At 62.6% G+C, this 26,540-nt stretch carries 23 protein-coding genes, 2 tRNA genes and 1 pseudogene; 17 read left to right on the forward strand and 9 right to left on the reverse strand.

Going from position 1 to position 26,540, the window contains the following annotated elements; genetic code table 11:
• Positions 1 to 38: 38 nt before the first annotated feature.
• Both ACIPIJ_RS19640 and ACIPIJ_RS19645 read left to right on the forward strand, forming a co-directional pair.
• Positions 39 to 251, forward strand: a pseudogene (locus tag ACIPIJ_RS19640) (methyl-accepting chemotaxis protein); the annotation flags it as partial.
• Between the two features lie 201 nt (positions 252 to 452).
• Positions 453 to 1,157, forward strand: a complete 705-nt coding sequence (locus ACIPIJ_RS19645) for a methyl-accepting chemotaxis protein (protein ID WP_401079865.1) — start codon at positions 453 to 455, stop codon at positions 1,155 to 1,157.
• 66 nt (positions 1,158 to 1,223) lie between these two features.
• Here ACIPIJ_RS19645 and ACIPIJ_RS19650 read toward each other — a convergent pair whose 3' ends face one another.
• The 4 genes from ACIPIJ_RS19650 to ACIPIJ_RS19665 form a co-directional block, all read right to left on the reverse strand.
• Positions 1,224 to 2,789 carry an ABC transporter permease gene (locus tag ACIPIJ_RS19650; protein ID WP_401079670.1) on the reverse strand — a complete coding sequence of 522 codons (1,566 nt, stop codon included), beginning with the start codon at positions 2,787 to 2,789 and terminating at the stop codon, positions 1,224 to 1,226.
• Positions 2,789 to 3,802 carry an extracellular solute-binding protein gene (locus ACIPIJ_RS19655; RefSeq protein ID WP_401079672.1) on the reverse strand — a complete coding sequence of 338 codons (1,014 nt, stop codon included), beginning with the start codon at positions 3,800 to 3,802 and terminating at the stop codon, positions 2,789 to 2,791. Before ACIPIJ_RS19655 ends, ACIPIJ_RS19650 begins: the two co-directional genes overlap by 1 nt.
• Positions 3,803 to 3,983: 181 nt before the next feature.
• A tRNA-Leu gene (locus tag ACIPIJ_RS19660) sits at positions 3,984 to 4,070 on the reverse strand.
• Between the two features lie 87 nt (positions 4,071 to 4,157).
• Positions 4,158 to 4,244 (reverse strand) — tRNA-Leu (locus tag ACIPIJ_RS19665).
• Between the two features lie 271 nt (positions 4,245 to 4,515).
• On the opposite strand from ACIPIJ_RS19665, the gene rnr reads away from it, so the two are divergent.
• The 8 genes from rnr (at position 4,516) to ACIPIJ_RS19705 (ending at position 14,119) form a co-directional block, all read left to right on the forward strand.
• Positions 4,516 to 7,098: a ribonuclease R gene (gene rnr / locus ACIPIJ_RS19670; RefSeq protein WP_401079674.1), complete on the forward strand. Its 2,583-nt coding sequence runs from the start codon at positions 4,516 to 4,518 to the stop codon at positions 7,096 to 7,098.
• Positions 7,095 to 7,841, forward strand: coding sequence for a 23S rRNA (guanosine(2251)-2'-O)-methyltransferase RlmB (gene rlmB, locus ACIPIJ_RS19675; protein ID WP_012316466.1), 747 nt, complete (start codon positions 7,095 to 7,097; stop codon positions 7,839 to 7,841). Before rnr ends, rlmB begins: the two co-directional genes overlap by 4 nt.
• Positions 7,842 to 8,149: 308 nt before the next feature.
• Positions 8,150 to 8,575: a 30S ribosomal protein S6 gene (gene rpsF / locus ACIPIJ_RS19680; RefSeq protein ID WP_033701800.1), complete on the forward strand. Its 426-nt coding sequence runs from the start codon at positions 8,150 to 8,152 to the stop codon at positions 8,573 to 8,575.
• A gap of 28 nt (positions 8,576 to 8,603) precedes the next feature.
• Positions 8,604 to 8,834, forward strand: a complete 231-nt coding sequence (gene rpsR, locus ACIPIJ_RS19685; protein WP_003249563.1) for a 30S ribosomal protein S18 — start codon at positions 8,604 to 8,606, stop codon at positions 8,832 to 8,834.
• Positions 8,835 to 8,867: 33 nt separating this feature from the next.
• Entirely contained in the window at positions 8,868 to 9,731 is an 864-nt protein-coding gene (locus tag ACIPIJ_RS19690; protein WP_401079676.1) for a hypothetical protein, read from the forward strand.
• A 20-nt stretch (positions 9,732 to 9,751) separates the two neighbouring features.
• Positions 9,752 to 10,198 carry a 50S ribosomal protein L9 gene (gene rplI / locus ACIPIJ_RS19695; RefSeq protein ID WP_012316464.1) on the forward strand — a complete coding sequence of 149 codons (447 nt, stop codon included), beginning with the start codon at positions 9,752 to 9,754 and terminating at the stop codon, positions 10,196 to 10,198.
• 113 nt (positions 10,199 to 10,311) lie between these two features.
• Positions 10,312 to 11,709: a replicative DNA helicase gene (gene dnaB / locus ACIPIJ_RS19700; protein ID WP_401079678.1), complete on the forward strand. Its 1,398-nt coding sequence runs from the start codon at positions 10,312 to 10,314 to the stop codon at positions 11,707 to 11,709.
• A 109-nt stretch (positions 11,710 to 11,818) separates the two neighbouring features.
• Positions 11,819 to 14,119, forward strand: a complete 2,301-nt coding sequence (locus ACIPIJ_RS19705) for a YgiQ family radical SAM protein (RefSeq protein WP_401079680.1) — start codon at positions 11,819 to 11,821, stop codon at positions 14,117 to 14,119.
• Positions 14,120 to 14,192: 73 nt separating this feature from the next.
• On the opposite strand, the gene ACIPIJ_RS19710 is transcribed toward ACIPIJ_RS19705, so the two are convergent.
• Entirely contained in the window at positions 14,193 to 14,780 is a 588-nt protein-coding gene (locus ACIPIJ_RS19710) for a TIGR00730 family Rossman fold protein (RefSeq protein ID WP_401079682.1), read from the reverse strand.
• A gap of 349 nt (positions 14,781 to 15,129) precedes the next feature.
• Between ACIPIJ_RS19710 and azu the strand changes: the two genes are divergently transcribed.
• Entirely contained in the window at positions 15,130 to 15,579 is a 450-nt protein-coding gene (gene azu / locus ACIPIJ_RS19715) for an azurin (protein WP_401079684.1), read from the forward strand.
• Positions 15,580 to 15,634: 55 nt separating this feature from the next.
• Here azu and nadE read toward each other — a convergent pair whose 3' ends face one another.
• Together nadE and pncB are read right to left on the reverse strand one after the other, a co-directional pair.
• Positions 15,635 to 16,462, reverse strand: coding sequence for an ammonia-dependent NAD(+) synthetase (nadE, locus tag ACIPIJ_RS19720; protein WP_401079686.1), 828 nt, complete (start codon positions 16,460 to 16,462; stop codon positions 15,635 to 15,637).
• A gap of 3 nt (positions 16,463 to 16,465) precedes the next feature.
• Positions 16,466 to 17,674 carry a nicotinate phosphoribosyltransferase gene (gene pncB / locus ACIPIJ_RS19725; RefSeq protein ID WP_401079688.1) on the reverse strand — a complete coding sequence of 403 codons (1,209 nt, stop codon included), beginning with the start codon at positions 17,672 to 17,674 and terminating at the stop codon, positions 16,466 to 16,468.
• A 469-nt stretch (positions 17,675 to 18,143) separates the two neighbouring features.
• Between pncB and ACIPIJ_RS19730 the strand changes: the two genes are divergently transcribed.
• From ACIPIJ_RS19730 to ACIPIJ_RS19755, 6 genes are all read left to right on the forward strand, one after another.
• Complete coding sequence (locus tag ACIPIJ_RS19730; RefSeq protein ID WP_401079690.1) at positions 18,144 to 19,280, forward strand: branched-chain amino acid ABC transporter substrate-binding protein; 1,137 nt, start codon at positions 18,144 to 18,146, stop codon at positions 19,278 to 19,280.
• Positions 19,281 to 19,424: 144 nt separating this feature from the next.
• Positions 19,425 to 20,339, forward strand: coding sequence for a branched-chain amino acid ABC transporter permease LivH (locus ACIPIJ_RS19735; RefSeq protein ID WP_401079692.1), 915 nt, complete (start codon positions 19,425 to 19,427; stop codon positions 20,337 to 20,339).
• A 2-nt stretch (positions 20,340 to 20,341) separates the two neighbouring features.
• Positions 20,342 to 21,643, forward strand: coding sequence for a high-affinity branched-chain amino acid ABC transporter permease LivM (gene livM, locus ACIPIJ_RS19740; RefSeq protein ID WP_401079694.1), 1,302 nt, complete (start codon positions 20,342 to 20,344; stop codon positions 21,641 to 21,643).
• Positions 21,640 to 22,515 (forward strand): ATP-binding cassette domain-containing protein, encoded by an 876-nt coding sequence (locus ACIPIJ_RS19745; protein ID WP_400612071.1) that lies wholly within the window; start codon positions 21,640 to 21,642, stop codon positions 22,513 to 22,515. Before livM ends, ACIPIJ_RS19745 begins: the two co-directional genes overlap by 4 nt.
• Positions 22,512 to 23,228 (forward strand): ABC transporter ATP-binding protein, encoded by a 717-nt coding sequence (locus ACIPIJ_RS19750; protein ID WP_401079696.1) that lies wholly within the window; start codon positions 22,512 to 22,514, stop codon positions 23,226 to 23,228. Before ACIPIJ_RS19745 ends, ACIPIJ_RS19750 begins: the two co-directional genes overlap by 4 nt.
• Before the next feature lie 596 nt (positions 23,229 to 23,824).
• Positions 23,825 to 24,592, forward strand: a complete 768-nt coding sequence (locus tag ACIPIJ_RS19755) for an SDR family oxidoreductase (protein WP_401079698.1) — start codon at positions 23,825 to 23,827, stop codon at positions 24,590 to 24,592.
• Positions 24,593 to 24,659: 67 nt separating this feature from the next.
• On the opposite strand, the gene ACIPIJ_RS19760 is transcribed toward ACIPIJ_RS19755, so the two are convergent.
• Both ACIPIJ_RS19760 and ACIPIJ_RS19765 read right to left on the reverse strand, forming a co-directional pair.
• Positions 24,660 to 25,757: an AGE family epimerase/isomerase gene (locus ACIPIJ_RS19760; RefSeq protein ID WP_401079700.1), complete on the reverse strand. Its 1,098-nt coding sequence runs from the start codon at positions 25,755 to 25,757 to the stop codon at positions 24,660 to 24,662.
• Between the two features lie 50 nt (positions 25,758 to 25,807).
• The gene (locus ACIPIJ_RS19765) at positions 25,808 to 26,440 is read right to left on the reverse strand and encodes a TetR family transcriptional regulator (protein WP_401079702.1); all 633 of its coding nucleotides are present in this window, start codon (positions 26,438 to 26,440) and stop codon (positions 25,808 to 25,810) included.
• Positions 26,441 to 26,540 lie beyond the last annotated feature (100 nt).

Genomic DNA, 26,540 nt, shown 5'->3' on the forward strand with positions numbered 1-26,540 from the left:
GTGAACGGCTGGAAACTGCACAGGCCAGCGCCACCGCCATGCAGGCCAACACCGCGCAAACCGTGCGCGATGCTGCCGCAGAGCTGCGCTGGCGCATCGGCCTGGGCCTTGTGCTGGTCGGCCTGGGCGTGTTGCTGGTGGTGGCCGTGGTATTGGGCCGTCGGGTGCTCAGCAAGTTGCGCCTGCTGATTGCTGCGCTCAACGACCTGGCTGCCGGTGAAGGCGACCTGACCAAGCGCGTCAACCTGGACAGCCGCGACGAGATTGGCGACATGGCCTCGGCGGTCAACCGGTTCGTCGACAAGCTGCAGCCGATTGTCCGCGAGGCGGGCGAAGTGGCGCAGCGTACCGGTGTCGAAATCGGCACCATGACACAGCGCAATGCCGGCGCCGATGCCGCTGCAGCACTGCAGCGCGATGAAGTGGCGGCCAGCCTGCGCGACCTGTCGAGCATGGCTGATGAGGCCCAGGCCGAAAGCCATGCCATGCAGGCGGCACTGCAGCAGGTGGTCGACATCCGTCAGGCCACCGATGAAAACAGCCGGGCTTCAACGCAACTGGCCGGCATGATCGAGAACCTCGCCGGCCAGGTCGAAACTGGCTCCCAGGTGATCGAGCGTCTGGCCCGGCAGAGCGAGCAGATCGAGGTGGTGCTGACCGTGATCCACGGTATCGCCGAACAGACCAACCTGCTGGCGCTCAACGCCGCCATCGAGGCGGCGCGTGCTGGCGAAACCGGCCGTGGTTTTGCCGTGGTGGCTGACGAGGTGCGGGCGCTGGCGAGCAAGACGCAAAGCTCGACCGGTGATATCCAGGCGCATATCGCGGCGCTGCAGAAAGGCGCCAAGGAGGCGGTGGCCACCATCGGCCAGGCGGGTCTGAAGGCCAGTGAAGGGCTTTCGGTACTGCGCGATAACGAGCGCCGGCAGCAGTCTGTGCAGGCCGCGGTGGAGCAGGTGCATGCGGCAATCGGCCTGGCTACCCGGGCAGCCGAGCAGCAGGCGCAGGGGGCGCAGGCGGTGCGCGGGCGGGTGGAGACCATCCATGCCCAGGCCGAGCGCTCTGCCGAGGTGGTGATGCAGACCACGGCCAGCAGCAAGGTGCTGGATGACCTGGCGGCGCAATTGCGGGCGAGCTTGGGGCAGTTCAGGGCTTGATCGTGATGCGGGCAGGGCTGGCCGCTCGCACAGCGGGTGTGGGAGCGGTTTAGCCCGGCAAGAGTGTCACGCCTTGTTCAGGTACATGCGCGTAGTCAAGAGATACACCGGCAACCCCGACACCACGATCAACAACGCCGCATACGGCGCCGCTGCGGCGAACTCGACGTTGGCGGTATGCGCCCAGACCTCGGTGGCCAGGGTGGTCATGCCGGTCGGGCTGAGCAGCAGGGTGGCGGTCAGCTCCTTCATGGCGTCCAGGAACACCAAGGCGAAGGCAGCGGCCAGGGCCGGGAAGATGATCGGCAGGGTCACCCGGCAGAACGCCGCAAAGCTGCTGGCACCCAGTGTGCGGGCGGCTTCTTCGAGGGTCGGCGAAGCCTTGTTCAGCGCCGTGCGCACCGGCGCCTGGGCCAGTGGCAGGAACAGCAGCGCGTAGGCCAGCAGCAACAGGGCGGTGGTCTGGTACAGGGCTGGCACGTAGTGCAATGCGAACACCACCAGCGTCAGTGCGATCACCAGGCCGGGCAGGGCATGCAGCAGGTACGGCAGGCGCTCGGCCCAGATCGCCAGGCGGCCTTTATAGCGCACCACCAGGAAGCTCACCGGCAGCGCCAGCAGCACGCAGAAGCCCGCGCCGCCCAGTGATACCGACAGCGAGGTGAGCAGTGCCTTGCTGATCGCCGCCACTGGGAATGCCGCCGAAGACCCTACGCTTAGCCAGTAGCCGAGCATGGCCAGTGGAGTGCCGCTGCCGAGAATTGCCAGGCCTAGGCAAAATAACTGTGCCAGCGGCATCCAGGCACCGAGGCGTACCGGCTGCGCACGGCGCGCCACGCCCTGGCCAATGCGCACATGGCGGGCTTTGCCGCGCACCTTCAGTTCCAGCCAGAGCATCGCCAGGCACAGCGCCAGCAGTACCGCCGACAGCATGGCGGCATTGGCGTTGCTGAACTCCAGCTCGAACTGCTGGTAGATGGCCGTGGTGAAGGTCTGCAGGCCGAGAATCGACAGGGCGCCGAACTCCACCAGCATGTGCAGGGCAATCAGCAGTGCGCCGCCGAGCATCGACGGCCACAGCAGCGGCAGGGTGACCTTGGTGAATACGCCCCAGCGGCTGCAGCCCAGCGTGCGCGCCGACTCTTCTAGCGAAGTGTCGAGGTTGCGCAGGGTGGCGGCCACCGGCAGGAAGATCAGCGGGTACTTGGAGAGGGCCATGACCAGGATCGCCCCGCCCAGGCCTTCGAAGTCCGAGCTCAGCGACACCCAGGTGAAGCTGCTGACAAACGACGGCACGGCAAAGGGCAGGCACAGCACCACGCCCCACAGGCGGCGGCCTGGGAGATTGCTGCGTTCCAGCAGCCAGGCCAACGCCAAGCCGACTACCATGCAGGCCGCCGTCACCCCGACCATCAGCATCAGGGTGTTGCGCATCAGGCCCCAGACGAACGGGCGCCAAAGCAGGTGCAAGGCTTCACGCCAGCCGGCCTCCCAGGCTTTCATGGCAACGTACAGCAGCGGCAGCAGGCTCATCGCCACCAGGAACAGCACAGGCAGCACCACCCAGATGGAGGGGCGCTTGCGGCGCGGTACGAAGCGTACCGGCACCGGCTCGGACAGGGCGGCGGTCATCAGAGCAAACCGACCTCGCGTTCAAGCTCCAGCGCTTCTTCGGCATTGCCCAGGTCGGCTGGTGAGATTTTCGGCGGGCGCAGCTCTTCGAAGGGTTTCAGGCCGCGGTCGGAGACCATGCCCTTGTGCAGCGGGTACTCGGCGGTGGTCTGGGTGATCACGCGCTGGCCTTCTTCGCTGGCCATCCAGTTAAGCAGGGCCTGCGCTTCCTTTGGATGCTTGCTGGCCTTGACCGCCGCGGCGCCGGAGATGGTCACCAGGCCGCCGGCATCGCCATCGGCCAGGTAGTACAGCTTGGAATCCAGCTTGCCGCGCTCACGCTCCAGGGCGTACCAGTAGTAGTTGTTCACCAGCACGGCAGCAACTTCGCCTTTTTCCACGGCCTTCAGTGCGACCATATTGTTGGTGTAGGTCTTGCCGAAGGCTTTCAGGCCGGTCAGCCACTCTTCGGCAGCATCACGCCCGTGCATCTTGAGGATGGCCACGGCCTGTTCCTGGAACGCTCCGCTGGTCGGCACGAAGCCGACCTTGCCGTCCCACTCGGGGTTGGCGAAGTCCATGACCGATTGCGGCAGGTCTTTTTCGTCGATCTTCTTCGGGTTGAATACCACCACGCGGGTGCGCGCCGTGACGCCCATCCAGGTGCCGTTGGCGGCAACGTATTCCTTGGGCAGCATGTTCAGCGTGGCGTCGTCGATTTTCGCCAGCAGGCCCAGCTCACCCAGGTTGTTCAGCGGCGGCGATTCTTCGGTATAGATGATGTCGGCAGGCGAGCGCTCGCCTTCCTCGATGATCTGGCTGGCCAGCTGGTTGCTGCTGCCTTTGCGGATATTGATATGGATACCGGTCTTGGCCTCGTAGGCCTTGGCGATGGCTTCGCCGATTTCCTTGTGCTGACCGTTATACATGGTCAGGCTGACCGGGTCGTCTGCCATGGCGGCCGGAGCGCCAATCACCAGGCTCAGAACAGCGGCGGCCAGGGTGCGCATCAGCGGTTGCGGACGGATCGTCATGCGGGTACTTCCTCGCTTACGGCTACATATTTGGAAACAATGGTAAACGAAATCGTTTCTCAAGTGGCCGAGTGACGAGAAATTCATGGTCAGACCATTGTCGATTGGCCGCCATGCAGGGGAGGGCGATACAGAATCGCAGGCAAGAAAAAACCCACTAGCAAGCTAGTGGGTTTTTATATGGTGCCCAGGAGAAGACTCGAACTTCCACGACCTTGCGGTCACTGATACCTGAAACCAGCGCGTCTACCAATTCCGCCACCTGGGCAAAGCTTTACATCGTCTGATGAAGGCGACTATCGTTCGCTTTCACACAGTAGTAACAGATCCTTGGTCATCTGTTACTTGAAATACTTGGTGCCCAGGAGAAGACTCGAACTTCCACGACCTTGCGGTCACTGATACCTGAAACCAGCGCGTCTACCAATTCCGCCACCTGGGCACACATTCGAGATTACAAGATGCTTTACAGCGCCGTTCATCTCTACTACAACTTCGGGGTTGTCCGTCGTTGTGGTGCGCACTATACGGACGCTCCCGAGGGCTGTAAAGCCCCCAATCAAAAAAAATTTCAAAAAATTCAACTTGTTGATTCCACACGCCTATTGCCGTTCGCCGGACGTGCTGCTGGGGCTGTCCAAGCCTGCCATTTCCGGTTTCAATAGGCCTATGCCAGAATTCATATCTATATACCCCAAGGTGAACCCCTTCTGATGGCCGATTGGCAATCCCTCGATCCCGAGGCCGCTCGCGAAGCGGAAAAATACGACAACCCTATCCCCAGCCGTGAGCTGATCCTCCAGCGCCTCGCCGACCGTGGCGAACCGGCCGCGCGTGAGGAGCTGGCGGCCGAGTTCGGTCTTTATGAAGAAGACCAGATCGAAGCCTTGCGTCGTCGCCTGCGTGCCATGGAGCGTGACGGCCAGCTTATTTATACCCGGCGCGGCACCTATGCCCCGGTAGATAAGCTGGACCTGATCTGTGGCCGCGTCTCCGGGCACCGCGACGGCTTCGGTTTCCTTATTCCCGACGACGGCAGCGATGACCTGTTCCTCAGCCCATCGCAGATGCGCCTGGTGTTCGACGGTGACCGCGCCCTGGCGCGGGTGTCCGGTACCGACCGCCGTGGCCGTCGTGAAGGCGTGCTGGTCGAAGTCATCTCCCGCGCCCACGAAAGCATTGTCGGCCGCTACTTCGAAGAAGGCGGCATCGGCTACGTGACGCCGGACAACCCGAAGATCCAGCAGGAAGTGCTGGTGACTGCGGGCCGCAACGGCGGCGCCAAGATCGGCCAGTTTGTTGAGATCAAGATCACCCACTGGCCCACCCCGCGCTTCCAGCCGCAGGGTGATGTGGTCGAGGTGATCGGCAACTACATGGCGCCGGGCATGGAAATCGATGTCGCCCTGCGCAGCTATGATATTCCGCACGTCTGGCCGCAGGACGTGATCAAGGAAGCGCGCAAGTTCCGCTCCGAAGTCGAAGAGAAGGACAAGGAGAAGCGCGTCGACCTGCGCCACCTGCCGTTCGTCACCATCGACGGCGAGGATGCTCGCGACTTCGACGACGCTGTCTATTGCGAACCGCTGGGCAAGCTGCGCATGTTCTCGGGCGGCTGGCGCCTCTACGTGGCCATCGCCGACGTGTCCAGCTATGTGCGCCTGGGTTCGGCCCTGGACGTGGAAGCCCAGCAGCGCGGTAACTCGGTGTACTTCCCCGAGCGCGTTGTGCCGATGCTCCCCGAGGAGCTGTCCAATGGCCTGTGCTCGCTGAACCCACACGTCGATCGCCTGGCCATGGTCTGCGAAATGACCATGAACAAAGCCGGCCAGATGGTCGACTACCAGTTCTACGAAGGGGTGATCCACTCCCACGCGCGCCTGACCTACAACAAGGTCAGCAGCATGCTAGAGCACTCTCGCACCCGCGAAGGCAAGGCGCTGCGCGAGGAGTACAAGGAAGTCCTGCCGGACCTGAAGAACCTGTACAACCTGTACAAGGTGCTGGTCGAAGCCCGTCACGCCCGTGGCGCGATCGACTTCGAAACGCAGGAAACCCGCATCATTTTCGGTGATCAGCGCAAGATCGCGGAAATTCGCCCGACCGTGCGTAACGATGCCCACAAGCTGATCGAGGAATGCATGCTGGCGGCCAACGTCGCCACCGCCGAGTTCCTGCACAAGCACGGTGTGCCGGCGCTGTACCGTGTGCACGACGGCCCGCCACCGGAGCGCCTGGAAAAGCTGCGTGCTTTCCTTGGCGAGCTGGGCCTCAGCCTGCACAAGGGCAAGGACCCTTCTCCGAAGGACTACCAGGCGCTGCTGGCGAGCATTGCCGGGCGCCCGGACTTCCACCTGATCCAGACCGTGATGCTGCGCTCGCTGAGCCAGGCGGTGTACAGCACCGACAACAACGGCCACTTCGGCTTGAACTACGAGGCGTACACCCACTTCACCTCGCCGATCCGCCGTTACCCGGACCTGCTGGTGCACCGCGCCATCCGCAGCATCATCCGGTCCAAGGTCGATACCCCGCACGTCAAGCGCGCCGGCGCCATGAGCATCCCCAAGGCGCGTATCTACCCGTACGACGTCAACACCCTCGACCAGCTCGGCGAGCAGTGCTCGATGACCGAGCGCCGTGCCGACGAAGCCACCCGTGACGTGGTCAACTGGCTCAAGTGCGAGTTCATGAAGGACCGCGTGGGCGAAACCTTCCCGGGTGTGATCACCGCGGTCACCGGCTTCGGGCTGTTCGTCGAGCTGACCGACATCTATGTCGAAGGCCTGGTGCACGTCAGTGCGCTGCCGGGTGACTACTACCACTTCGATCCGGTGCATCACCGCTTGTCGGGTGAGCGTACCGGGCGCAGTTTCCGCCTGGGCGACACCATCGAGGTGAAGGTCATGCGTGTCGACCTGGACGAGCGCAAGATCGATTTCGAGGTGTCCGAGCAGCAGCTCGCCGCCCCGATTGGTCGCAAGGGCCGTGGCGCCGCACCGGCTGCCGAAAAAGCCGAGCAGCAACCGGTGACGGAGGCCAAGGCCACGCCGAAGCCGCGCAGCCGCAAGGGCGAAACCGCCGAAGCGTACTTCCCGAAAGACGCCGTGCAGCGTAACGCCGAAGTGCGCAAAAGCCGCGAAATGAAGAAGGCGCTGATGACCGACGCCCGCAAGGGTGGCAGCACCAGCAGCAAGTCGGACAAGGGCAGCAAGCCTGCCAGCGGCAAACCGACCAAGCACCGTAAAGGCCCGCCGAAGTCCGGCGCGCCACGCAAGAGCAAGAACAAGTCATGAGTCAGCTGGAAAAGATCTACGGCGTGCACGCCGTGCAGGCGCTGCTGCAGCACCATCCTAAGCGGGTCAAGCAGATCTGGCTGTCGGAAGGGCGCAGCGAGCCACGCATCCAGGCGTTGCTGGCACTGGCCGCGGAAAACCGCGTGCAAGTAGGCCAGGCCGAGCGCCGTGAGCTGGATGCCTGGGTCGAGGGCGTGCACCAGGGCGTGGTGGCCGAGGTCAGCCCGAGCCAGGTGTGGGGTGAGTTGATGCTCGAGGAATTGCTCGAGCGCACCGAGACGCCGCCGCTGATTTTGGTATTGGACGGTGTCACCGACCCGCACAACCTCGGCGCCTGCCTGCGTACCGCCGATGCGGCCGGTGCCACGGCGGTGGTGGTGCCCAAGGACAAGTCGGCGACCCTGACGCCGGTGGTGCGCAAGGTGGCCTGCGGTGCCGCGGAAGTGATCCCGCTGGTGGCCGTGACTAACCTCGCCCGCACCCTGGAAAAACTCCAGCAGCGTGGGCTGTGGGTGGTCGGCACGGCCGGTGAGGCCGAGCAGGAAATCTACCAGCAGGACCTGACCGGGCCACTGGTGATGATCATGGGCGCGGAAGGCAAGGGCATGCGCCGGCTGACCCGCGAGCATTGCGATTTCCTGGTGAAGTTGCCGATGTCGGGTAGCGTCAGCAGTCTGAACGTTTCGGTGGCGACCGGCGTTTGCCTGTTCGAGGCTGTGCGCCAGCGTCAGGCCAAGCGCTGACTTTTCGCCTGCACAGGCCCCATCGCTGGCAAGCCGGCTCCCACAAGTACCCTGCAGCCTTTCACGGATAGTGGTTAACCTGTGGGAGCCGGCTTGCCGGCGATGGGGCAGGAGCAGATATTAAAGTGTTTCTGGCTGTTCAAATAATCGCCAATCACCTTGCTTGTCCGCCCCGCCTTCTCTACAATTGCGCCCCTTGCCGAGCTGGCAGGCGCTTATGTGCCTCCCCTCCATGGCAAGACATACAGTGTCATTCACTCCTTGTCTGACCAGCATCCTGGCAGACTACTAACCCGTAAGGAGCATTCATGCGTCATTACGAAATCATCTTTCTGGTTCACCCGGACCAGAGCGAGCAAGTCGGCGGCATGGTTGAGCGTTACACCAAGCTGATCGAAGAAGATGGTGGCAAAATCCACCGCCTGGAAGACTGGGGCCGTCGTCAACTGGCCTACGCAATCAACAATGTTCACAAGGCTCACTACGTGATGCTGAACGTTGAGTGCACCGGCAAGGCCCTGGCCGAGCTGGAAGACAACTTCCGCTACAACGATGCCGTGATCCGTAACCTGGTCATCCGTCGCGACGAAGCCGTAACCGGTCAGTCCGAGATGCTCAAGGCAGAAGAGAACCGCAGCGAGCGCCGTGAGCGTCGTGAGCGTCCTGAGCATTCTGACTCCGCCGAAGGCGATGACAGCAATGACAGCGACTCCAGCGATAACGCTGACGAGTAATCCACGGACCTTTTGAGGAGCCTATTACATGGCACGTTTCTTCCGTCGTCGTAAATTCTGCCGCTTCACTGCTGAAGACGTGAAAGAGATCGACTTCAAAGATCTCAACACCCTGAAAGCTTACGTATCCGAAACCGGCAAGATCGTTCCAAGCCGTATCACCGGTACCAAAGCTCGTTATCAGCGTCAGCTGGCTACCGCTATCAAGCGCGCCCGCTTCCTGGCCCTGCTGCCCTACACCGACAGCCACGGCCGCTGAGACCGGGTCGTCGACAAGAAGTAAGGGATAAGCATGCGAGCGTTGGCTGATTTCATCATGCGCGGTCGTGTGCAGGCCACCCTGGTGGTGGTCGTGAGTGCGGTATTACCGCTGCTGTTCTGGTTGAGTGCCGCTGCCGGCAGCCTTGTGCTGCTGCGGCGCGGGTTCAAGGACGCTTCACTGATCATCGCCATCGGCCTTGTGCCAGCGCTGGTGATCTGGAGCTTCGGCGATCCGAGTACCTTGCTGGTGCTCTTGGGGACGCTGGGGCTGGCCGCCTTGCTGCGTGCCGGGCATTCCTGGAGCCGGGTGTTGTTGTCCAGCGTTGTGTTGGGGTTGGTCTACAGCCTCATCCTGGACACGGTGCTGCGCGAAACCTTCGAGGTGTTGGCCAAGGCGCTTTCCGAAGCGCTGCCGCAAGTCGAAGGCAAGCCAGTCATTCCCGGTGAGCTGATCGGCCCTGTGCTGGTCGCTTCCACAGCGGTGATGCTGCAGTTGTTCAGCGTGCTGGCTTTGATGCTGGCGCGTTATTGGCAAGCAGCGTTGTACAACCCTGGAGGCTTCGGTCGCGAATTCCGCGCCCTGAAGTTGCCGCGGGCAGTCATGCTGGCTCTGGTTGCCGCGATGGTGTTGGGCCCGTTCATCGGCCCGCAGTTCATCGTCCTGGCTTCCGCGTCCAGCCTGGTGCTCGTTCTGGCCGGCATCGCCTTGATGCATGGGCTGGTGGCACAAGGGCGACTGGCCGGTTTCTGGCTGGTCGGCATGTACGTGACGCTGCCGCTGATAATGCAGCTGATTTATCCGTTGCTCGTGGTCCTGGCCATTGTCGACAGCCTGATTGATTTTCGCGGTCGCAAATCCCCTCAGGGGGATGATTCCGCGAACGGTGAAGGTTAAAAGTTAAGAGGTTTTACCAAATGGAACTGATCCTGCTGGAAAAAGTCGCTAACCTGGGCAACCTGGGCGACAAAGTTAAAGTTAAGGCTGGTTACGGCCGTAACTTCCTGCTGCCATTCGGCAAGGCCACCGTTGCCAACGCCGCCAACCTGGCTGCGTTCGAAGAGCGTCGCGCCGAGCTGGAAAAAGCAGCAGCTGACCGTAAATCGTCGGCTGAAAGCCGCGCTGCCCAACTGGCCGAGCTGGAAGTGACCATCACTGCCACCGCTGGCGACGAAGGCAAGCTGTTCGGTTCGATCGGCACCCACGACATCGCTGACGCCCTGACCGCCTCCGGCGTTGAAGTGGCCAAGGCTGAAGTTCGTCTGCCGAACGGCACCATCCGTCAGGTTGGCGAATACGACGTAGCCGTGCACCTGCACAGCGACGTTGAAGCCACCGTACGTGTGGTCGTCGTAGCTGCCTAAGCTGCGCTGACTGGCTGGCCCCTGGCGGGCATGCCGGTTAACATCGGGCACGGTCCTGTACTTTACAGGCCGTGCCCTTTGTCTTTTTCATCCTCCAGAATTCTGTCGTGGCCATGAACGAGATCACCAACCCCGAACAACTCGACCTGCAAACCGCTGCCCTGAAGGTGCCGCCGCATTCCATCGAGGCCGAACAGGCCGTGCTCGGTGGCCTGATGCTGGACAACAACGCCTGGGAGCGGGTGCTGGATCAGGTATCGGATGGCGATTTCTATCGGCATGACCACCGTCTGATCTTCCGTGCCGTGCACAAGCTGGCCGACGCCAACCAGCCGTTCGACGTCGTCACCCTGCACGAGCAACTGGACAAGGAAGGCCTGTCGACCCAGGTTGGCGGCCTGGCGTACTTGGCGGAACTGGCCAAGAACACGCCGTCGGTGGCCAACATCAAGGCCTACGCCGCGATCATTCGCGAGCGGGCCACGTTGCGCCAGCTGATCAGCATCAGCACCGACATCGCCGACAACGCCTTCAACCCGCAAGGGCGCAACGCCGAAGAGATCCTCGACGACGCCGAGCGGCAGATCTTCCAGATCGCCGAGGCGCGGCCGAAGACCGGCGGCCCGGTTGGCGTCAACGAGCTGTTGACCAAGGCCATCGACCGCATCGACACGCTGTTCAACTCCGACAGCGACATCACCGGTGTTTCCACCGGTTATACCGACCTGGACGAGAAGACCAGCGGCCTGCAGGCTGCCGACCTGATCATCGTCGCCGGCCGTCCGTCGATGGGCAAGACCACCTTCGCCATGAACCTGGTTGAAAACGCCGTGCTGCGTACCGACAAGGCGGTGCTGGTGTTCTCCCTCGAGATGCCAGGCGAATCGCTGATCATGCGTATGCTCTCGTCGCTGGGCCGTATCGACCAGACCAAGGTGCGTTCCGGCCAGCTGGACGACGACGACTGGCCGCGCCTGACCTCGGCGGTCAACCTGCTCAACGACCGCAAGCTGTTCATCGACGATACCGCCGGCATCAGCCCCTCGGAAATGCGCGCCCGTACCCGCCGCCTCGCGCGTGAGCACGGCGAAATCGGCATGATCATGGTCGACTACCTGCAGCTGATGCAGATCCCAGGTTCGGCCGGTGACAACCGCACCAACGAAATTTCCGAGATCTCCCGCTCGCTCAAGGCGCTGGCCAAGGAATTCAACTGCCCGGTCATTGCCCTTTCGCAGCTCAACCGCTCCCTCGAACAGCGGCCGAACAAGCGCCCGGTGAACTCCGACTTGCGTGAATCCGGTGCAATCGAGCAGGACGCCGACGTGATCATGTTCGTCTACCGGGACGAGGTGTACCACCCGGAGACCGAGCACAAGGGCGTTGCCGAGATCATCATCGGCAAGCAGCGTAACGGCCCCATCGGCTTCATTCGCTTGGCGTTCATCGGCAAGTACACCCGCTTCGAGAACCTCGCGCCGGGCATGTACAACTTCGACGACGACGAGTAACGGCTGGCTGAGGCCCCTGATGAATCCGACAACCATCGTCGGATTTGGTCAAAATTTGTGCTATATTCCGCGCCCGCGATTTCCCTGAACACCAAAACCGGTCACTGACATGCAAGCAGCCAAACCACTCTACGACTATCCCAAGTACTGGGCCGAATGCTTCGGGCCAGCACCTTTCCTGCCGATGAGCAGGGAGGAGATGGATCTGCTCGGCTGGGATTCCTGCGACATCATCATCGTGACCGGTGACGCCTACGTCGACCACGCGTCGTTCGGCATGGCCATCATCGGCCGCCTGCTGGAAGCCCAGGGCTTCCGAGTGGGTATCATTGCCCAGCCGAACTGGCAGTCGAAAGACGACTTCATGAAGCTGGGCGAGCCGAACCTGTTCTTCGGTGTCGCGGCGGGCAACATGGACTCGATGATCAACCGCTATACCGCGGACAAAAAAATCCGCTCCGACGACGCCTACACCCCTGGCGGCATGGCCGGCAAACGCCCGGACCGCGCCAGCCTGGTGTATAGCCAGCGCTGCAAGGAAGCCTACAAGCACGTGCCGATCGTGCTCGGTGGCATCGAGGCTTCGCTGCGCCGCATCGCTCACTACGATTACTGGCAGGACAAGGTGCGCCACTCGATCCTGATCGACGCCAGCGCCGACATTCTGCTGTACGGCAACGCCGAGCGGGCGATCGTCGAGGTGGCCCAGCGCCTGTCCCAAGGTGAGAGCATCGAGAAGATCACCGATGTGCGCGGCACCGCGTTCGTGCGTCGTGACACGCCAGAGGGCTGGTACGAGATCGACTCCACCCGCATCGACCGCCCAGGCCGCGTCGACAAGATCATCAACCCCTACGTCAACACCCAGGACACCCAGGCCTGCGCCATCGAGCAGGCCAAGGGCGAGGTGGAAGACCCGAACGAAGCCAAGGTGGTGCAGATTCTCGACAGCCCGGCGGTGACCCGCGAAAAGTCGGTGATTCGCCTGCCATCGTTCGAGAAGGTGCGCAACGACCCAGTGCTCTACGCCCACGCCAACCGCGTGCTGCACCTGGAAACCAACCCGGGTAACGCCCGTGCCCTGGTGCAGAAGCATGGCGAAGTGGATGTGTGGTTCAACCCGCCACCCATCCCCATGACCACCGAAGAGATGGACTACGTGTTCGGCATGCCCTACGCCCGTATTCCGCACCCGGCCTACGGCAAGGAGCGCATCCCGGCCTACGAGATGATCCGCTTCTCGGTGAACATCATGCGTGGCTGCTTCGGCGGCTGCACCTTCTGCTCGATCACCGAGCACGAAGGCCGGATCATCCAGAACCGTTCGCACGAGTCGATCCTGCACGAAATCGAAGAGATGCGTGACAAGGTGCCGGGCTTTACCGGCGTGGTTTCCGACCTGGGCGGCCCGACCGCCAACATGTACCGTATCGCCTGCAAGAGCCACGACATCGAGAAGCACTGCCGCAAGCCGTCGTGCGTGTTCCCGGGCATCTGCGAGAACCTCAACACCGACCACAGCTCGCTCATCGAGCTGTATCGCAAGGCTCGTGCCCTGCCAGGTGTGAAGAAGATCCTGATCGCCTCGGGTCTGCGTTACGACCTGGCGGTGGAATCGCCGGAGTACGTCAAGGAGCTGGTTACCCACCACGTGGGCGGCTACCTCAAGATTGCCCCGGAGCACACCGAGCGTGGCCCGCTGGACAAGATGATGAAGCCGGGTATCGGCACCTACGACCGCTTCAAGCGCATGTTCGAGAAGTTCTCGAAAGAAGCGGGCAAGGAACAGTACCTGATCCCGTACTTCATCGCCGCGCACCCGGGCACCACCGACGAAGACATGATGAACCTGGCCCTGTGGCTGAAGGGAAATGGCTTCCGCGCCGACCAGGTGCAGGCGTTCTACCCATCGCCTATGGCCTCGGCCACGGCGATGTACCATTCGGGCAAGAACCCGCTGCGCAAGGTCACCTACAAGAGCGAAGGCGTGGAGATCGTCAAGAGCGACGAGCAGCGCCGCCTGCACAAGGCGTTCTTGCGCTACCACGACCCGAAAGGCTGGCCAATGCTGCGTGAAGCGTTGGAGCGCATGGGCCGTGCCGACCTGATCGGCCCGGGCAAGCACCAGCTGATCCCGCTGCACCAGCCGCAGACCGACAGCTACCAGAGTGCCCGGCGCAAGAACTCGACCCCGGCCGGCAGCCACAAGGTGGGCAAGGAGCAGAAGATCCTCACCCAGCACACCGGCCTGCCGCCGCGTGCCAGCGATGGCAGCCAGCCGTGGGACAAACGCGAGAAGGCCAAGGCCGAAGCGTTCGCCCGCAACCAGCAGGCAGCCAAGGAGCGCAAGGAAGCAGCCAAAAGCGGCGGCAAGGGTAAGAAGCCGCGTCAGCCCGTCATTCCGCGCTGATATCGGGGGCCGCTTTGCGGCCCATCGCAGGCAAGCCAGCGATGGGCCGCGAAGCGGTTCAGGATGTCGGCCTTCAATCAGGTTGCTGGTCGACCCACTTGGGCAGCACCGGCGCCTCGAACCGCTCCATCCCCTCCAGCAGCGCATCCGCCTGCTGTTCCAGCAGCAACATCGCCCGATGCTGCGGCCGCACGAAGCCTTCTTCGACGATATGGTCGAGGAACCCGCCCAGTTTCTCGTAGAAACCCTTCACATCGAGCAAACCCAGCGGCTTGGCGTGATACCCCAGCTGGCCCCAGGTCCACACCTCAAACAACTCCTCCAGCGTGCCCAGGCCACCCGGCAGGGCGATGAAGGCGTCGCTCAGCTCGGCCATGCGCGCCTTGCGCGCGTGCATGCCGTCCACCACTTCCAGGCGGCTGAGGCCTTTGTGGCCAATTTCGGCATTCATCAGGCTTTGCGGGATGATCCCGATCACTTCGCCACCCGCTGCCATGGCTGCATCGGCGACGGTGCCCATCAGGCCGACAGCGCCACCGCCATACACCAGCGTCAGGCCGCGGCGGGCGATGGCCTTGCCCAAGGCGATGGCCGCTTCACGGTAGGCGGGGTTGGCGCCGATGCTGGCGCCGCAAAACACACAAACGGAACGTACAGGCATTGCTCATCTCCAGTCACATGCGTGCACAGGGTAAGGCTGATGCCTGCTCGTTCCAAGGCCGCTGTCACTCGGGGCGGGAGAACTCGCAGATGGCGCCGGTGGCGCCATGGGCATAGGCGGCGAGCAGGCTGTTCATGAAACTTGAGAGGGACATTGCACGTGCTCCTAAATGAGAGGTTGTCCCATCGTCTATTAAAAGGGCATGATGTGCCCTTAGATTGGTTGTATACAATCCATTGAACAATTCAACTGGCTGGCCACTTGACACCCCCTTTGACTCACATCAGCAAGGGGATTAACGGTTTCAGGCAGTCTCGCAATTGATAAAACCCTGCCAAGGAGATTCATGATGTTTGCGAAAGCTGTAGCGGTATCCCTGCTGACCCTCGCCAGCGCCTCCGTCTTCGCCGCCGAGTGCTCGGTAACTGTCGAATCGACGGACCAGATGTCCTATACCACCAAGGAATTCACCGTCGACAAGAGCTGCAAGGAATTCACCGTCAAACTGACCCACTCCGGCAACCTGCCGAAGAACGTGATGGGCCACAACCTGGTGATCAGCAAGACGGCCGACATGCAGGCCATTGCCACTGAAGGCATGAGCCAGGGCATCGACAAGGGCTACCTGAAGGAAGACAACGCCAACATCATCGCCCACACCGCGATGATCGGTGCGCCAGAGAAAGAAACCGAAGTGAAGTTCGACACTTCCAAGCTGGAAGCCGGTGGCGACTACAGCTTCTTCTGCACCTTCCCGGGCCACATCTCGATGATGAAGGGCAAGGTCGTCGTCAAGTAATGACCTGATGCAGGGGAGGGCTTAGCCCTCCCTCCGCCGAACCGCCGCGAAGCTTTTATGGGGCGAACGGCAGTTCGCGCTTGTGCTGGGTCTTGCGATAGGTGGCGACGATGATATCGAACGCCGCCTGATCCACCGGCAGCCCATGCAGGAAGGCATCGATCTGTTGATAGGTCACGCCATGCGAGGCCTCGTCCGGTTTGCCCGGCTCCAGGTCTTCCAAGTCTGCAGTCGGCACCTTCTCCACCAGTGATTCGGGCGCACCAAAGCTGCGCGCAATCGCCCGCACCTGGTTCTTCACCAGGCCGCTCAGCGGGGCCAGGTCGCAGGCACCGTCACCAAACTTGGTAAAGAAGCCCATTACCGCCTCGGCGGCGTGGTCGGTACCGATCACCAGGCCCGCGCGTGCGCCGGCGATGGTGTACTGGGCGACCATGCGCGTGCGTGCCTTGACGTTGCCGACGACGAAATCCACCAGGGTCGGCGAGCCGTTTTTCAGCGCCTGCACTTCGGCAGCCAGTGCACGCACGGCGGGGGCGATATCGACCGTGTGCACTTCATCGGCCTTGATCACGTCCAGGCAAGCCTGGGCGTCATGCTCGTCGTGCTGCACCTGGTACGGCAGGCGCACGGCGATGAAGGTGTAGGCCTTGTCGCCGGTCTCGGCGCGCAGTTCATTGACGGCGCGCTGGGCGAGCAGGGCGGCGGTCAGCGAATCGACGCCACCGCTGATGCCCAGCACCAAGGTCTTGAGCCGGGCGTTGGCCAGGCAATCCTTGATGAACGCCACGCGCCGGGCGACTTCGGCCTCCAGCGCAGCGGCATCGGTGAACGGCGGCTGCACCTTGAGCGCCTGGGCAATCTCTTGCTGAACGGCTTGCATGGGTTACTCCTTGCTGCTGGGAATTTTGAATACGTGACGCAGGTAGGCGACGAAGTTCTGGTCGCGGCACTGGGTCTTGGCGGCTTCGTCAGAGATCTTCGCCACCGGCGAGCCGTTGCAGTCGGTCATTTTAAGCACGATGTTCATCGGCGCCACGCCGGGGATATCGCAGGTCAGGTTAGTGCCGATGCCGAAGCTGACGTTGATGCGCCCGCGCAGGGCACGGAATATCTCCAGCGAACGGGTGAGGTTGAGGCCGTCGGAGAACACCAGGGTCTTGGTCATCGGGTCGATACCCAGCTTCTGGTAATGGGCGATGGCCTTTTCCGCCCAGGCCACCGGCTCGCCCGAGTCGTGGCGCAGGCCATCGAACAGCTTGGCGAAGAACAAGTCGAAATCGCCGAGGAAGGCATCCATGGTGATGCAGTCGGTCAGGGCGATGCCGAGCAGGCCGCGATACTCCCGGACCCAGCAGTCGAGCGCGGCGATCTGGCTGTCGATCAGCCGCGGGCCGAGCTGCTGGTGGGCCATGATCCATTCGTGGGCCATGGTGCCCAGCGGCTTGATATCCAGTTTCCATGCCAGGTCGACGTTGCTGGTGCCGACGAAGCGGGCCGGGAAGTCGTCGCGTAGCACCCGTACCACTTCTTCCTGCACGCGGCTGGAAAAGCGCCGGCGGGTGCCGAAGTCGGCCACCTGCAGCTCGGCCAGTTCGTCGGCGCTGGCATGCGCCTGCAGCCAGTCGAACTTGCGGTACAGCTGGTCACGCGCCTCGGCCAGGCGCATGCGCGGGTGCAGGTGGCGGTTGCGCACTTCGCTGATGATCGCCAGCAGAGGGACTTCGAAGAGGATCACATGCAGCCACGGGCCTTTCAGCCGCAGGCACAGCTGGTCGTTTTCGATACCCAGGCGCACGTAGCGCAGGTTGAAGCGGAACAGGCGCAGGAAGCGCAGGAAGTCGGGCTTGAGGAAGCTGATGCGTTCGAGAAAGGCCAGCTGGCGATCATCGAGTGTCAGCTCGCTGAGCCGCTCGAGCTGCTGGCGGATTTCGCCGAGGTAAGGGCGCAGGTCCTCGCCATTGCGGCAGCGAAATTCCCATTCCACGTCGGCGTCCGGGTAGTTGTGCAGCACGGCCTGCATCATGGTGAGCTTGTAGAAGTCGGTGTCGAGCAGGTTGTGCACGATGCGCTCGGCGAATGCGCTCTCGCTCATCAAGGGTGGCTCCAGAAGCGGCGAATGGCGGCCATTGTGCCAGCCTTTTGCGCCTTGTTGTGCCTGGGCCGGCCTCTTCGCGGGCAAGCCCGCTCCCCCAGAGGCCGCGTAACAGGCAAAACAGGTGTTTTTCCGTGCACCAGCTAGCCTTCAAACGGTGCCGCCTGTAGCAGTCGCGCACCAGCGGTGTGCACTTCGGTGACGTCCGCTGTTACAGGGTGGTTGCACGTAAACACTTGCCAGGGTTGCAATGATGGCACTCGGCGGTTGCTCCTTGTCTGTACGTGTGGTGGCGCCTGCCGCGTGGCAGACGGTTGCACGCTCAATAAAGAAAAGGCCGTCGGTCGCCTGGTTGCGGCCTGCACAGTGTGTTTTCCCGGAAGACAAAACCAATGGCACGGCCCTTGCTCGGAGCACAGGGCTGAGAAGTTGTAGTGCCAACCAAAAAAAACTCTAGGAGCACCACCTCATGTCGCAGACGTTTTACAAGAAAGGTTTCCTGGCACTGGCCGTGGCAACGGCACTGGGTGTTTCTTCGTATGTTCAGGCCGACGTCAAGATCGGTGTCGCGGGCCCCATGACCGGGGCGAACGCAGCGTTTGGCGAGCAGTACATGAAAGGTGCGCAGGCAGCGGCCGACAAGGTCAACGCCGCCGGTGGCGTGAACGGCGAGAAAATCGTCCTGGTCAAGGGCGATGACGCCTGCGAACCGAAGCAGGCCGTGGCCGTGGCCAACCGCCTGGTCGATCAGGACAAGGTGATCGGTGTGGTCGGCCACTTCTGCTCCTCCAACACCATCCCGGCGTCCGAGGTGTATGACGAAGCGGGCGTGATCGCCATTACTCCGGGCTCCACCAACCCGCAAGTGACCGAGCGCGGGCTCAGCGCCATGTTCCGCATGTGCGGCCGTGACGACCAGCAGGGCATCGTCGCGGGTGACTACATCGTCGACGTGCTCAAGGGTAAGAAAGTCGCGGTGCTGCACGACAAGGACACCTACGGCCAAGGCCTCGCCGATGCGACCAAGGCGCAGCTCGAGAAGCGCGGCGTCAAACCGGTGCTGTACGAAGGCCTGACCCGTGGCGAGAAAGACTTCAGCGCCGTGGTCACCAAGATCCGTTCCACCGGTGCCGACGTGGTCTACTTCGGTGGCCTGCACCCGGAAGCCGGCCCGCTGGTACGCCAGCTGCGCGAGCAGGGCCTGAAAGACGTCAAGTTCATGTCCGATGACGGCATCGTCACCGACGAGCTGGTGTCCACCGCTGGCGGCGCCCAGTACGTCGATGGTGTGTACATGACCTTCGGCGCCGACCCACGCCTGCTGCCAGACAGCAAGGCCGTGGTGGAAGAGTTCCGCAAAGGCGGTACCGAACCTGAAGGCTACACCCTGTACGCCTACGCCTCGGTGCAAGCCCTGGCCGCTGCCTTCAACGGCGCCAAGTCGAACAAGGGCGAAGATGCCGCCAAGTGGCTCAAGGCCAACCCGGTGCAGACCGTCATGGGCGAGAAGAAGTGGGACAGCAAGGGCGACCTGACCGTCTCCGACTACGTGGTCTACCAGTGGGACAAGGACGGCAAGTACCACCAGCTGGACAAACAAAAATAATAACGGCAGCCCGCCCGGGCTCGCGCCCGGGCCAATGCCCCTGCGGTACCTGTCTTCATTCGGAGACCTGCACGGTTCTGCGCTGCTAGGGCCGCTTCATCCGTGGCCGGCGCCCGTGCAGTCTCGCTCAGGTGAGAGTGCGTTATGGATGGTATTTTCCTGCAGCAACTGGTCAACGGCCTGACCCTCGGGTCGGTCTATGGCTTGATCGCCATCGGCTACACAATGGTCTATGGCATCATCGGCATGATCAACTTCGCGCACGGCGAGGTGTACATGATTTCCGCGTACCTCGCGGCAATCAGCCTGGCATTGCTGGCCTATTTTGGTATCGAGTCGTTCCCCCTGCTGATGTTGGGCACCTTGTTGTTCACCATCGTGGTCACGGGCGTGTACGGCTTCACCATCGAACGCATCGCCTACAAACCCCTGCGCAACTCCACCCGCCTGGCACCGCTGATCAGTGCCATCGGCATCTCGCTGATCCTGCAGAACTACGCGCAGATCAGCCAGGGCGCCCGCCAGCAAGGCGTACCGACCCTGCTCGAAGGGGCCTGGCGCGTCGAAGTGGGCACCGGCTTCGTGCAGCTGACCTACACCAAGATCTTCATCCTGATTGCCGCGTTCGTGGGCATGGGCCTGCTCACCTACGTGATCAAGTACACCAAGCTTGGCCGCATGTGCCGTGCCACCCAGCAAGACCGCAAGATGGCGTCGATCCTCGGCATCAACACCGACCGGGTCATTTCCTACGTGTTCGTCATCGGTGCGGTGATGGCCGCCCTGGCCGGCGTGCTGATCACCATGAACTACGGCACCTTCGACTTCTATGCGGGTTTCATCATCGGCATCAAGGCGTTCACCGCCGCGGTACTGGGCGGCATCGGCTCGCTGCCTGGCGCCATGCTCGGCGGGATCATCCTGGGGATTTCCGAGTCGCTGTTCTCTGGCTTGATCAACTCCGACTACAAGGACGTGTTCAGCTTCTCGCTGCTGGTGATGATCCTTATCTTCCGCCCACAAGGCCTGCTGGGTCGCCCGCTCGTGGCTAAGGTGTGAACATGTCCGCTGCCAATTCTGCTCCTGTTACTGATACCCAAGGTTTCGACCTCAAACGCAGCCTGCTGGAGACCATCGTCGCCGGCCTGCTGGCTCTCATCGTGTTTGGCCCGGTGGTGGGCGTGGTGCTCGACGGCTACACCTTCAATGCCGAGCCGCGCCGTGTGGCGTGGCTGGTCGGTGGGGTGATGGTCGGGCGCTTTCTGCTCAGCCTGTACCTGCAGACCGCTGCCGGCAGGCGCATGCTGCAAGGCTTCGACAGCGGTGGCTCGGGCGTGCATGTCAACGCGCCGGGGTACAAGTCGCGGCTGCGCTACATCATCCCGGCGCTGGTGGTGATCGCCATCGTCTTCCCGATCTTCGCCAACAAATACCTGCTGACCGTGGTCATTCTCGGCCTGATCTACGTGTTGCTGGGCCTTGGCCTGAACATCGTGGTCGGCCTGGCAGGCCTGCTCGACCTGGGTTACGTGGCGTTCTACGCCATTGGCGCCTATGGCCTGGCGCTGGGTTACCAGTACCTGGGCCTGGGCTTCTGGAGCGTGCTGCCATTGGCGGCCATCGCGGCAGCGCTGGCAGGGTGCATACTCGGCTTCCCGGTGTTACGCATGCACGGTGACTACCTGGCGATCGTGACCCTGGGCTTTGGCGAGATCATCCGCCTGGTGCTGAACAACTGGCTGTCGTTCACCGGTGGCCCGAACGGCATGCCGGCACCGTCGCCGACCTTGTTCGGCCTGGAGTTCGGCCGCCGGGCCAAGGATGGCGGGGTGCCGATCCATGAGTTTCTCGGCATCGATTACAACGCCAACCTGAAGTTCGTGTTCATCTACGCCGTGCTGTTCCTGGTGGTGCTGGCGGTGCTGTACATCAAGCACCGGCTCACCCGCATGCCAGTCGGGCGCGCCTGGGAAGCGCTGCGCGAAGACGAGATCGCCTGCCGCTCGATGGGCCTGAACCACGTGCTGGTCAAGCTCTCGGCATTTACCCTTGGTGCCTCTACAGCAGGCCTGGCCGGGGTGTTCTTCGCCACATACCAGGGCTTCGTCAACCCTTCCTCGTTCACCTTCTTCGAGTCGGCGCTGATCCTGGCTATCGTCGTGCTCGGCGGCATGGGCTCGACCGTGGGCGTGGTGATCGCCGCGTTCGTGTTGACGGTGGCACCAGAGCTGCTGCGCAGCTTCTCCGAATACCGGGTACTGCTGTTCGGCGTGCTGATGGTGCTGATGATGATCTGGCGACCGCGTGGGCTGATCCGCATCAGCCGTACCGGGGTGGTCCCGCGTAAAGGAGTGGCGCCATGAGCGACGAAATCATTCTTTCGGTCGACAACCTGATGATGCAGTTCGGCGGCATCAAGGCGCTCAGCGATGTCAGCCTCAAGGTCAAGCGTAACCAGATCTTCGCCCTCATCGGCCCTAACGGCGCAGGCAAGACCACGGTGTTCAACTGCCTGACCGGCTTTTACAAAGCCAGCGGTGGGCGCATCGAGCTGAACGTGCGCGGCAGCCACACCAACGTCATCCAACTGCTCGGCGAGCGCTTTCAGGCGGCGGACTTCGTCTCGCCGGCGCGCTTTGCTAACCGCATGTACTACAAGATGTTCGGCGGCACCCACCTGGTCAACCGCGCCGGGCTGGCGCGCACCTTCCAGAACATTCGCCTGTTCAAGGAAATGTCGGTGGTGGAAAACCTGCTGGTGGCCCAGCACATGTGGGTCAACCGCAACCTGCTGGCCGGCGTGCTCAACACCAAGGCCTACCGTAAGGCCGAGAGCGATGCCCTGGACCACGCGTTCTACTGGCTGGAGGTGGTCGACCTGGTCGACTGCGCAAATCGCCTGGCCGGCGAGCTGTCGTACGGCCAGCAGCGCCGCCTGGAGATTGCCCGGGCCATGTGCACGCGGCCGAAGATCATCTGCCTGGACGAGCCGGCCGCCGGCCTCAACCCGCAGGAGACCGAGGCCCTGAGCCGCATGATCCGCGTGCTGCGTGACGAGCACGACATCACCGTGGTGCTGATCGAACACGACATGGGCATGGTCATGAGCATCTCCGACCACATTGTCGTGCTCGACCACGGCAACGTGATCGCCGAAGGCGCGCCGCAGGATATCCGCCACAACCCGACGGTGATCGCCGCCTACCTGGGTGCAGACGAAGAGGAACTGGTATGAGTGCACCCATTCTCGAACTGAAGGACCTGGACGTGTTCTACGGGCCGATCCAGGCGCTGAAAAAGGTCTCGATGCACATCAACGAAGGCGAGACGGTAAGCCTGATCGGCGCCAACGGCGCCGGCAAGTCGACCCTGCTGATGTCGATCTTCGGCCAGCCGCGCGCGGCCGCCGGGCACATCGTCTACCGCGGCACCGACATCACCCGCAAGTCATCGCACTACATTGCGTCCAACGGCATTGCCCAGTCGCCGGAAGGCCGCCGGGTGTTTCCCGACATGACCGTCGAGGAAAACCTGATGATGGGCACCATCCCCATCGGCGACAAGTTCGCCGGCGAAGACATGCAGCGCATGTTCGAGCTGTTCCCGCGGCTGAAAGAGCGCCGTAATCAGCGGGCCATGACCATGTCTGGCGGTGAACAACAGATGCTGGCCATCGCCCGAGCGTTGATGAGCCGGCCAAAGTTGCTGCTGCTTGACGAGCCTTCGCTGGGGCTGGCGCCCATCGTGGTCAAGCAGATCTTCTCGACCCTGCGCGAACTGGCCAAGACCGGGATGACCATCTTCCTTGTGGAACAGAACGCCAACCATGCCTTGAAGCTGTCGGACCGGGCGTATGTGATGGTCAACGGGGAGATCCGCATGACCGGGACAGGGCAGGAACTGCTGGTGAATGAAGAGGTACGTAATGCCTACCTGGGCGGGCACTGACCTGTAATCGGGGGCCGCGCAGCGGCCCCAGGTTCATGTGGACAACTTGTCGCAGAGTATTCACTAACCTGCCCATATTCCCCTCGCAAGCCATTGTTTCCACAGGGTGTATGTTTTCCACGGATAATGTGGAGCCGCCTGTGGAAAACATGGTGGCATCTCGCTGAAACCCTTTGATTTCGAGGCCTGCAGCGGCCTGATCATATTTTGATCACTTGGTCTTTGTGAGTGATTTTCCAGGTAGTTTCCAGGCGGCTCGAACCGGCTGGCAGTGCGCCACAATCCTGTGGATAACTCTGTGAAAAACCCTTGGACAGACCGCTGCAAGCGGCATGCTTGAAAGCCTTGCGCCATCAGCGCAAACCAGGGGCAGGACCGCAACGCACTGAAAGGGTTCCGCTGGCGGAACAAGTTGCCCCCAATCCGTGGGGAAAGCCTTGTGGATAACATGCGCATAGCTGGCGCCGAGCCCTCTGCTACGGGGCTTTGCGGATAATGTACAAATAATGACCAGCTGCTGGAACGGCTTGCTGACAGCGCCCGGCGCGGGCATGCTGCAAAGCCTGCCGACGACTATCCACTGCGAGGAACAGAGCATGACGTCCACCGTATTCATCACTGGCGCCACTTCCGGTTTTGGCGAGGCCACCGCTCGCCGTTTCGCCGACGCTGGCTGGAAGCTGATCCTCACGGGGCGCCGTAAAGAGCGCCTGGACGCCCTGTGCGCCGAACTGTCGGCCAAGACCGAAGTGCATGGCCTGGTGCTCGACGTGCGTGACCGCAAGGCAATGGAGCAGGCTATCGCCAACCTGCCGGCCGGTTTCGACACGCTGCGCGGCCTGGTCAACAACGCAGGCTTGGCGCTGGGCGTGGATGCTGCGCAGAACTGCAGCCTGGACGACTGGGAAACCATGGTCGACACCAACATCAAGGGCCTGATGTACACCACCCGCCTGCTGCTGCCACGCCTGATCGCCCACGGCCGTGGGGCGTCGATCCTCAACGTCGGTTCAGTGGCGGGCAACTACCCGTATCCTGGCAGCAATGTGTATGGCGGCACCAAGGCGTTTGTCGGCCAGTTCTCGCTCAGCCTGCGTTGCGACTTGCGTGGCACTGGCGTGCGCGTCAGCAACATCGAGCCGGGGCTGTGCGAGAGCGAGTTCTCGCTGGTGCGCTTTGGTGGCGACCAGGCCAAGTACGACGCCACTTATGCGGGTGCCGAGCCGATCCAGCCGCAGGATATCGCCGAGACCATCTTCTGGATCCTCAACCAACCGGCGCATATCAACATCAACAGCCTGGAGCTGATGCCGGTAAGCCAGGACTGGGCAGGGTTCTCGATCGACCGTTCGGTCAAGGGCTGAGGAACAGTGGGGCTGCTCTGCAGCCCAATCGCCAACACCTGTGGGAGCCGGCTTGCCGGCGAATGCGTCAGGCCAGGCGCTGCAAGCCTTCCAGGCAGGTCGCCAGGTGATAGGGCGTCGTCGAAGGCATGTCATGGCGGCTGACGGCGCCCTCACCATCGCGGCATTCATACCAGCCGCCTTCATGCAGGAACTGCTGCGTCATCGCCTGCAACTGTGCAGCCAGCTTGGCTTCGTTTCCCGAACGCAACGCCAGCGCCCGCAGGTACTCCGCTTGCGCCCAGACCCGCTGGGTGGCATCGATCACCTTGCCCTCCACATCCAGCATCGCCAACACGGCGCCATCCTTCACACCCTGCTGTTCTGCATAGCCGAATGCCTGGTCGATGGACGCATGCAACGGCGTATCCCGCAGCAGCGCCGAGGTGTCCAGCAGGTAGAACCACTCGAACTGATGCCCCGGCTCGAACCAGTTATCCACAGCGCCGCGGGGTTTTTCCAGCATCAGCCCATGCTGCGGGTCGATGAAGTGCGCCTGCAGCGCCTCGCACAAGCCCAGCAGCGCCTGCTGCACGCCTTCATCCTCACGCACGGCAAGCACTTGCAGGAACGCTTCGGCCAGGTGCATTTGCGGGTTCTGCAGCGGGCCGCTGCCCAGGTCGGACCAGTCCTCGCCCAGGCTCGCCTCGTACAAACCGTCATCACGGGCGAACTGTTGGCTGACGATCTCCAGTGCAGCGTTCAGTGCAGACTCAACCAGGCTTTCACGCACCTTGCCCCAGTAATGCGCACAGGCAAAGACGATGAACGCGTGGGTGTAGAGGTCCTTGCGCCGGTCCAGCGGTTGGCCGTTGGCATCGATGCTGTAGAACCAGCCGCCGTGCTCGGCGTCGTGGAAGTGCCGCTGCAGCGAGCGGAACAACCCTGCAGCATGCTCCGCCGCGCCGGGTTGCTCGATGCGGCTGCTGAACAGGTACAACTGGCGAGCGCAGGCCATCGCCCGGTAGCGCTGCACCGGCAGCGGCTGGTGCTGGGCATCCAGCGCCTCGTAGGGCAAAGCCATTTCGGCGTTCCAGCCCGGGCCCTGCCACAGCGGCACGATGCGCTCGGCGAAGTGCTGGTTGAAGCGGGCCAGTTCGGGCGGGGTGGGGCGGGGGTCGGACATGAATGCGCTCGTCACAATCGGGCAGTGCGCCATGGTAGCAGAACTGCACTTCAGCTCGGGTTACCCAGGCCCTGCCAATGCCGCGCGCCGACGAAGATGAAACGCAACTGCTGGGTGATCTTCTCGCGTGCGCTCAGGGCCTGTGGATAACCTTGTTCGGGGTCGTCGATCAGCTCCGGCAGGGTGGCGAACACGGTCTTCACCACCAGGTCGGCCATCACCGCCAGCGCCGCGCCGTCGAGGTGCTGCCAGCGTTTCATGCGTGCCAGGTCGGTGGCCAGGTCGTTGCTGATGCCCTGGCGCAAGCCCCCAATGGCCTGGCGTACGGCCTGCGAGCCGCCGTACTGCTCACGGGCGAGGAACAGGAATTGCGCGCGATGGGCGCTGACCACGTCGAGGAAGATGCGCACCGAAGCGTCAGTGATGCCGCCGAATTCGAACTCGTTTTGCCGCACCAGGCGGATGGTCTGACGGAAGGTGTCATCGACCTCGGCCACCAGGGCCAGGCCCAGTGCGTCCATGTCGGGGAAATGCCGGTAAAAGCCGGTGGGTACGATGCCGGCGGCCTTGGCCACTTCGCGCAGGCTGATGCTGCCGAAGCCACGGCCGCTCTCCATGAGCTGGCAGGCCGCATCGAGCAGGGCCTGGCGAGTCTGTAGCTTCTGTTCGGCGCGCGGCAACATGGTGCAGGATTCTGTGACAGTGAAACTGGGCACTCTAGTTAAAAAAACGAAGCCCGGTCAATGGACCGGGCTTGGAGGGGAGCAGGCGTGATGCTTCAAG

This window comes from Pseudomonas sp. NPDC087185 (assembly GCF_044744955.1).
In the GTDB taxonomy this organism is placed as follows: domain Bacteria; phylum Pseudomonadota; class Gammaproteobacteria; order Pseudomonadales; family Pseudomonadaceae; genus Aquipseudomonas.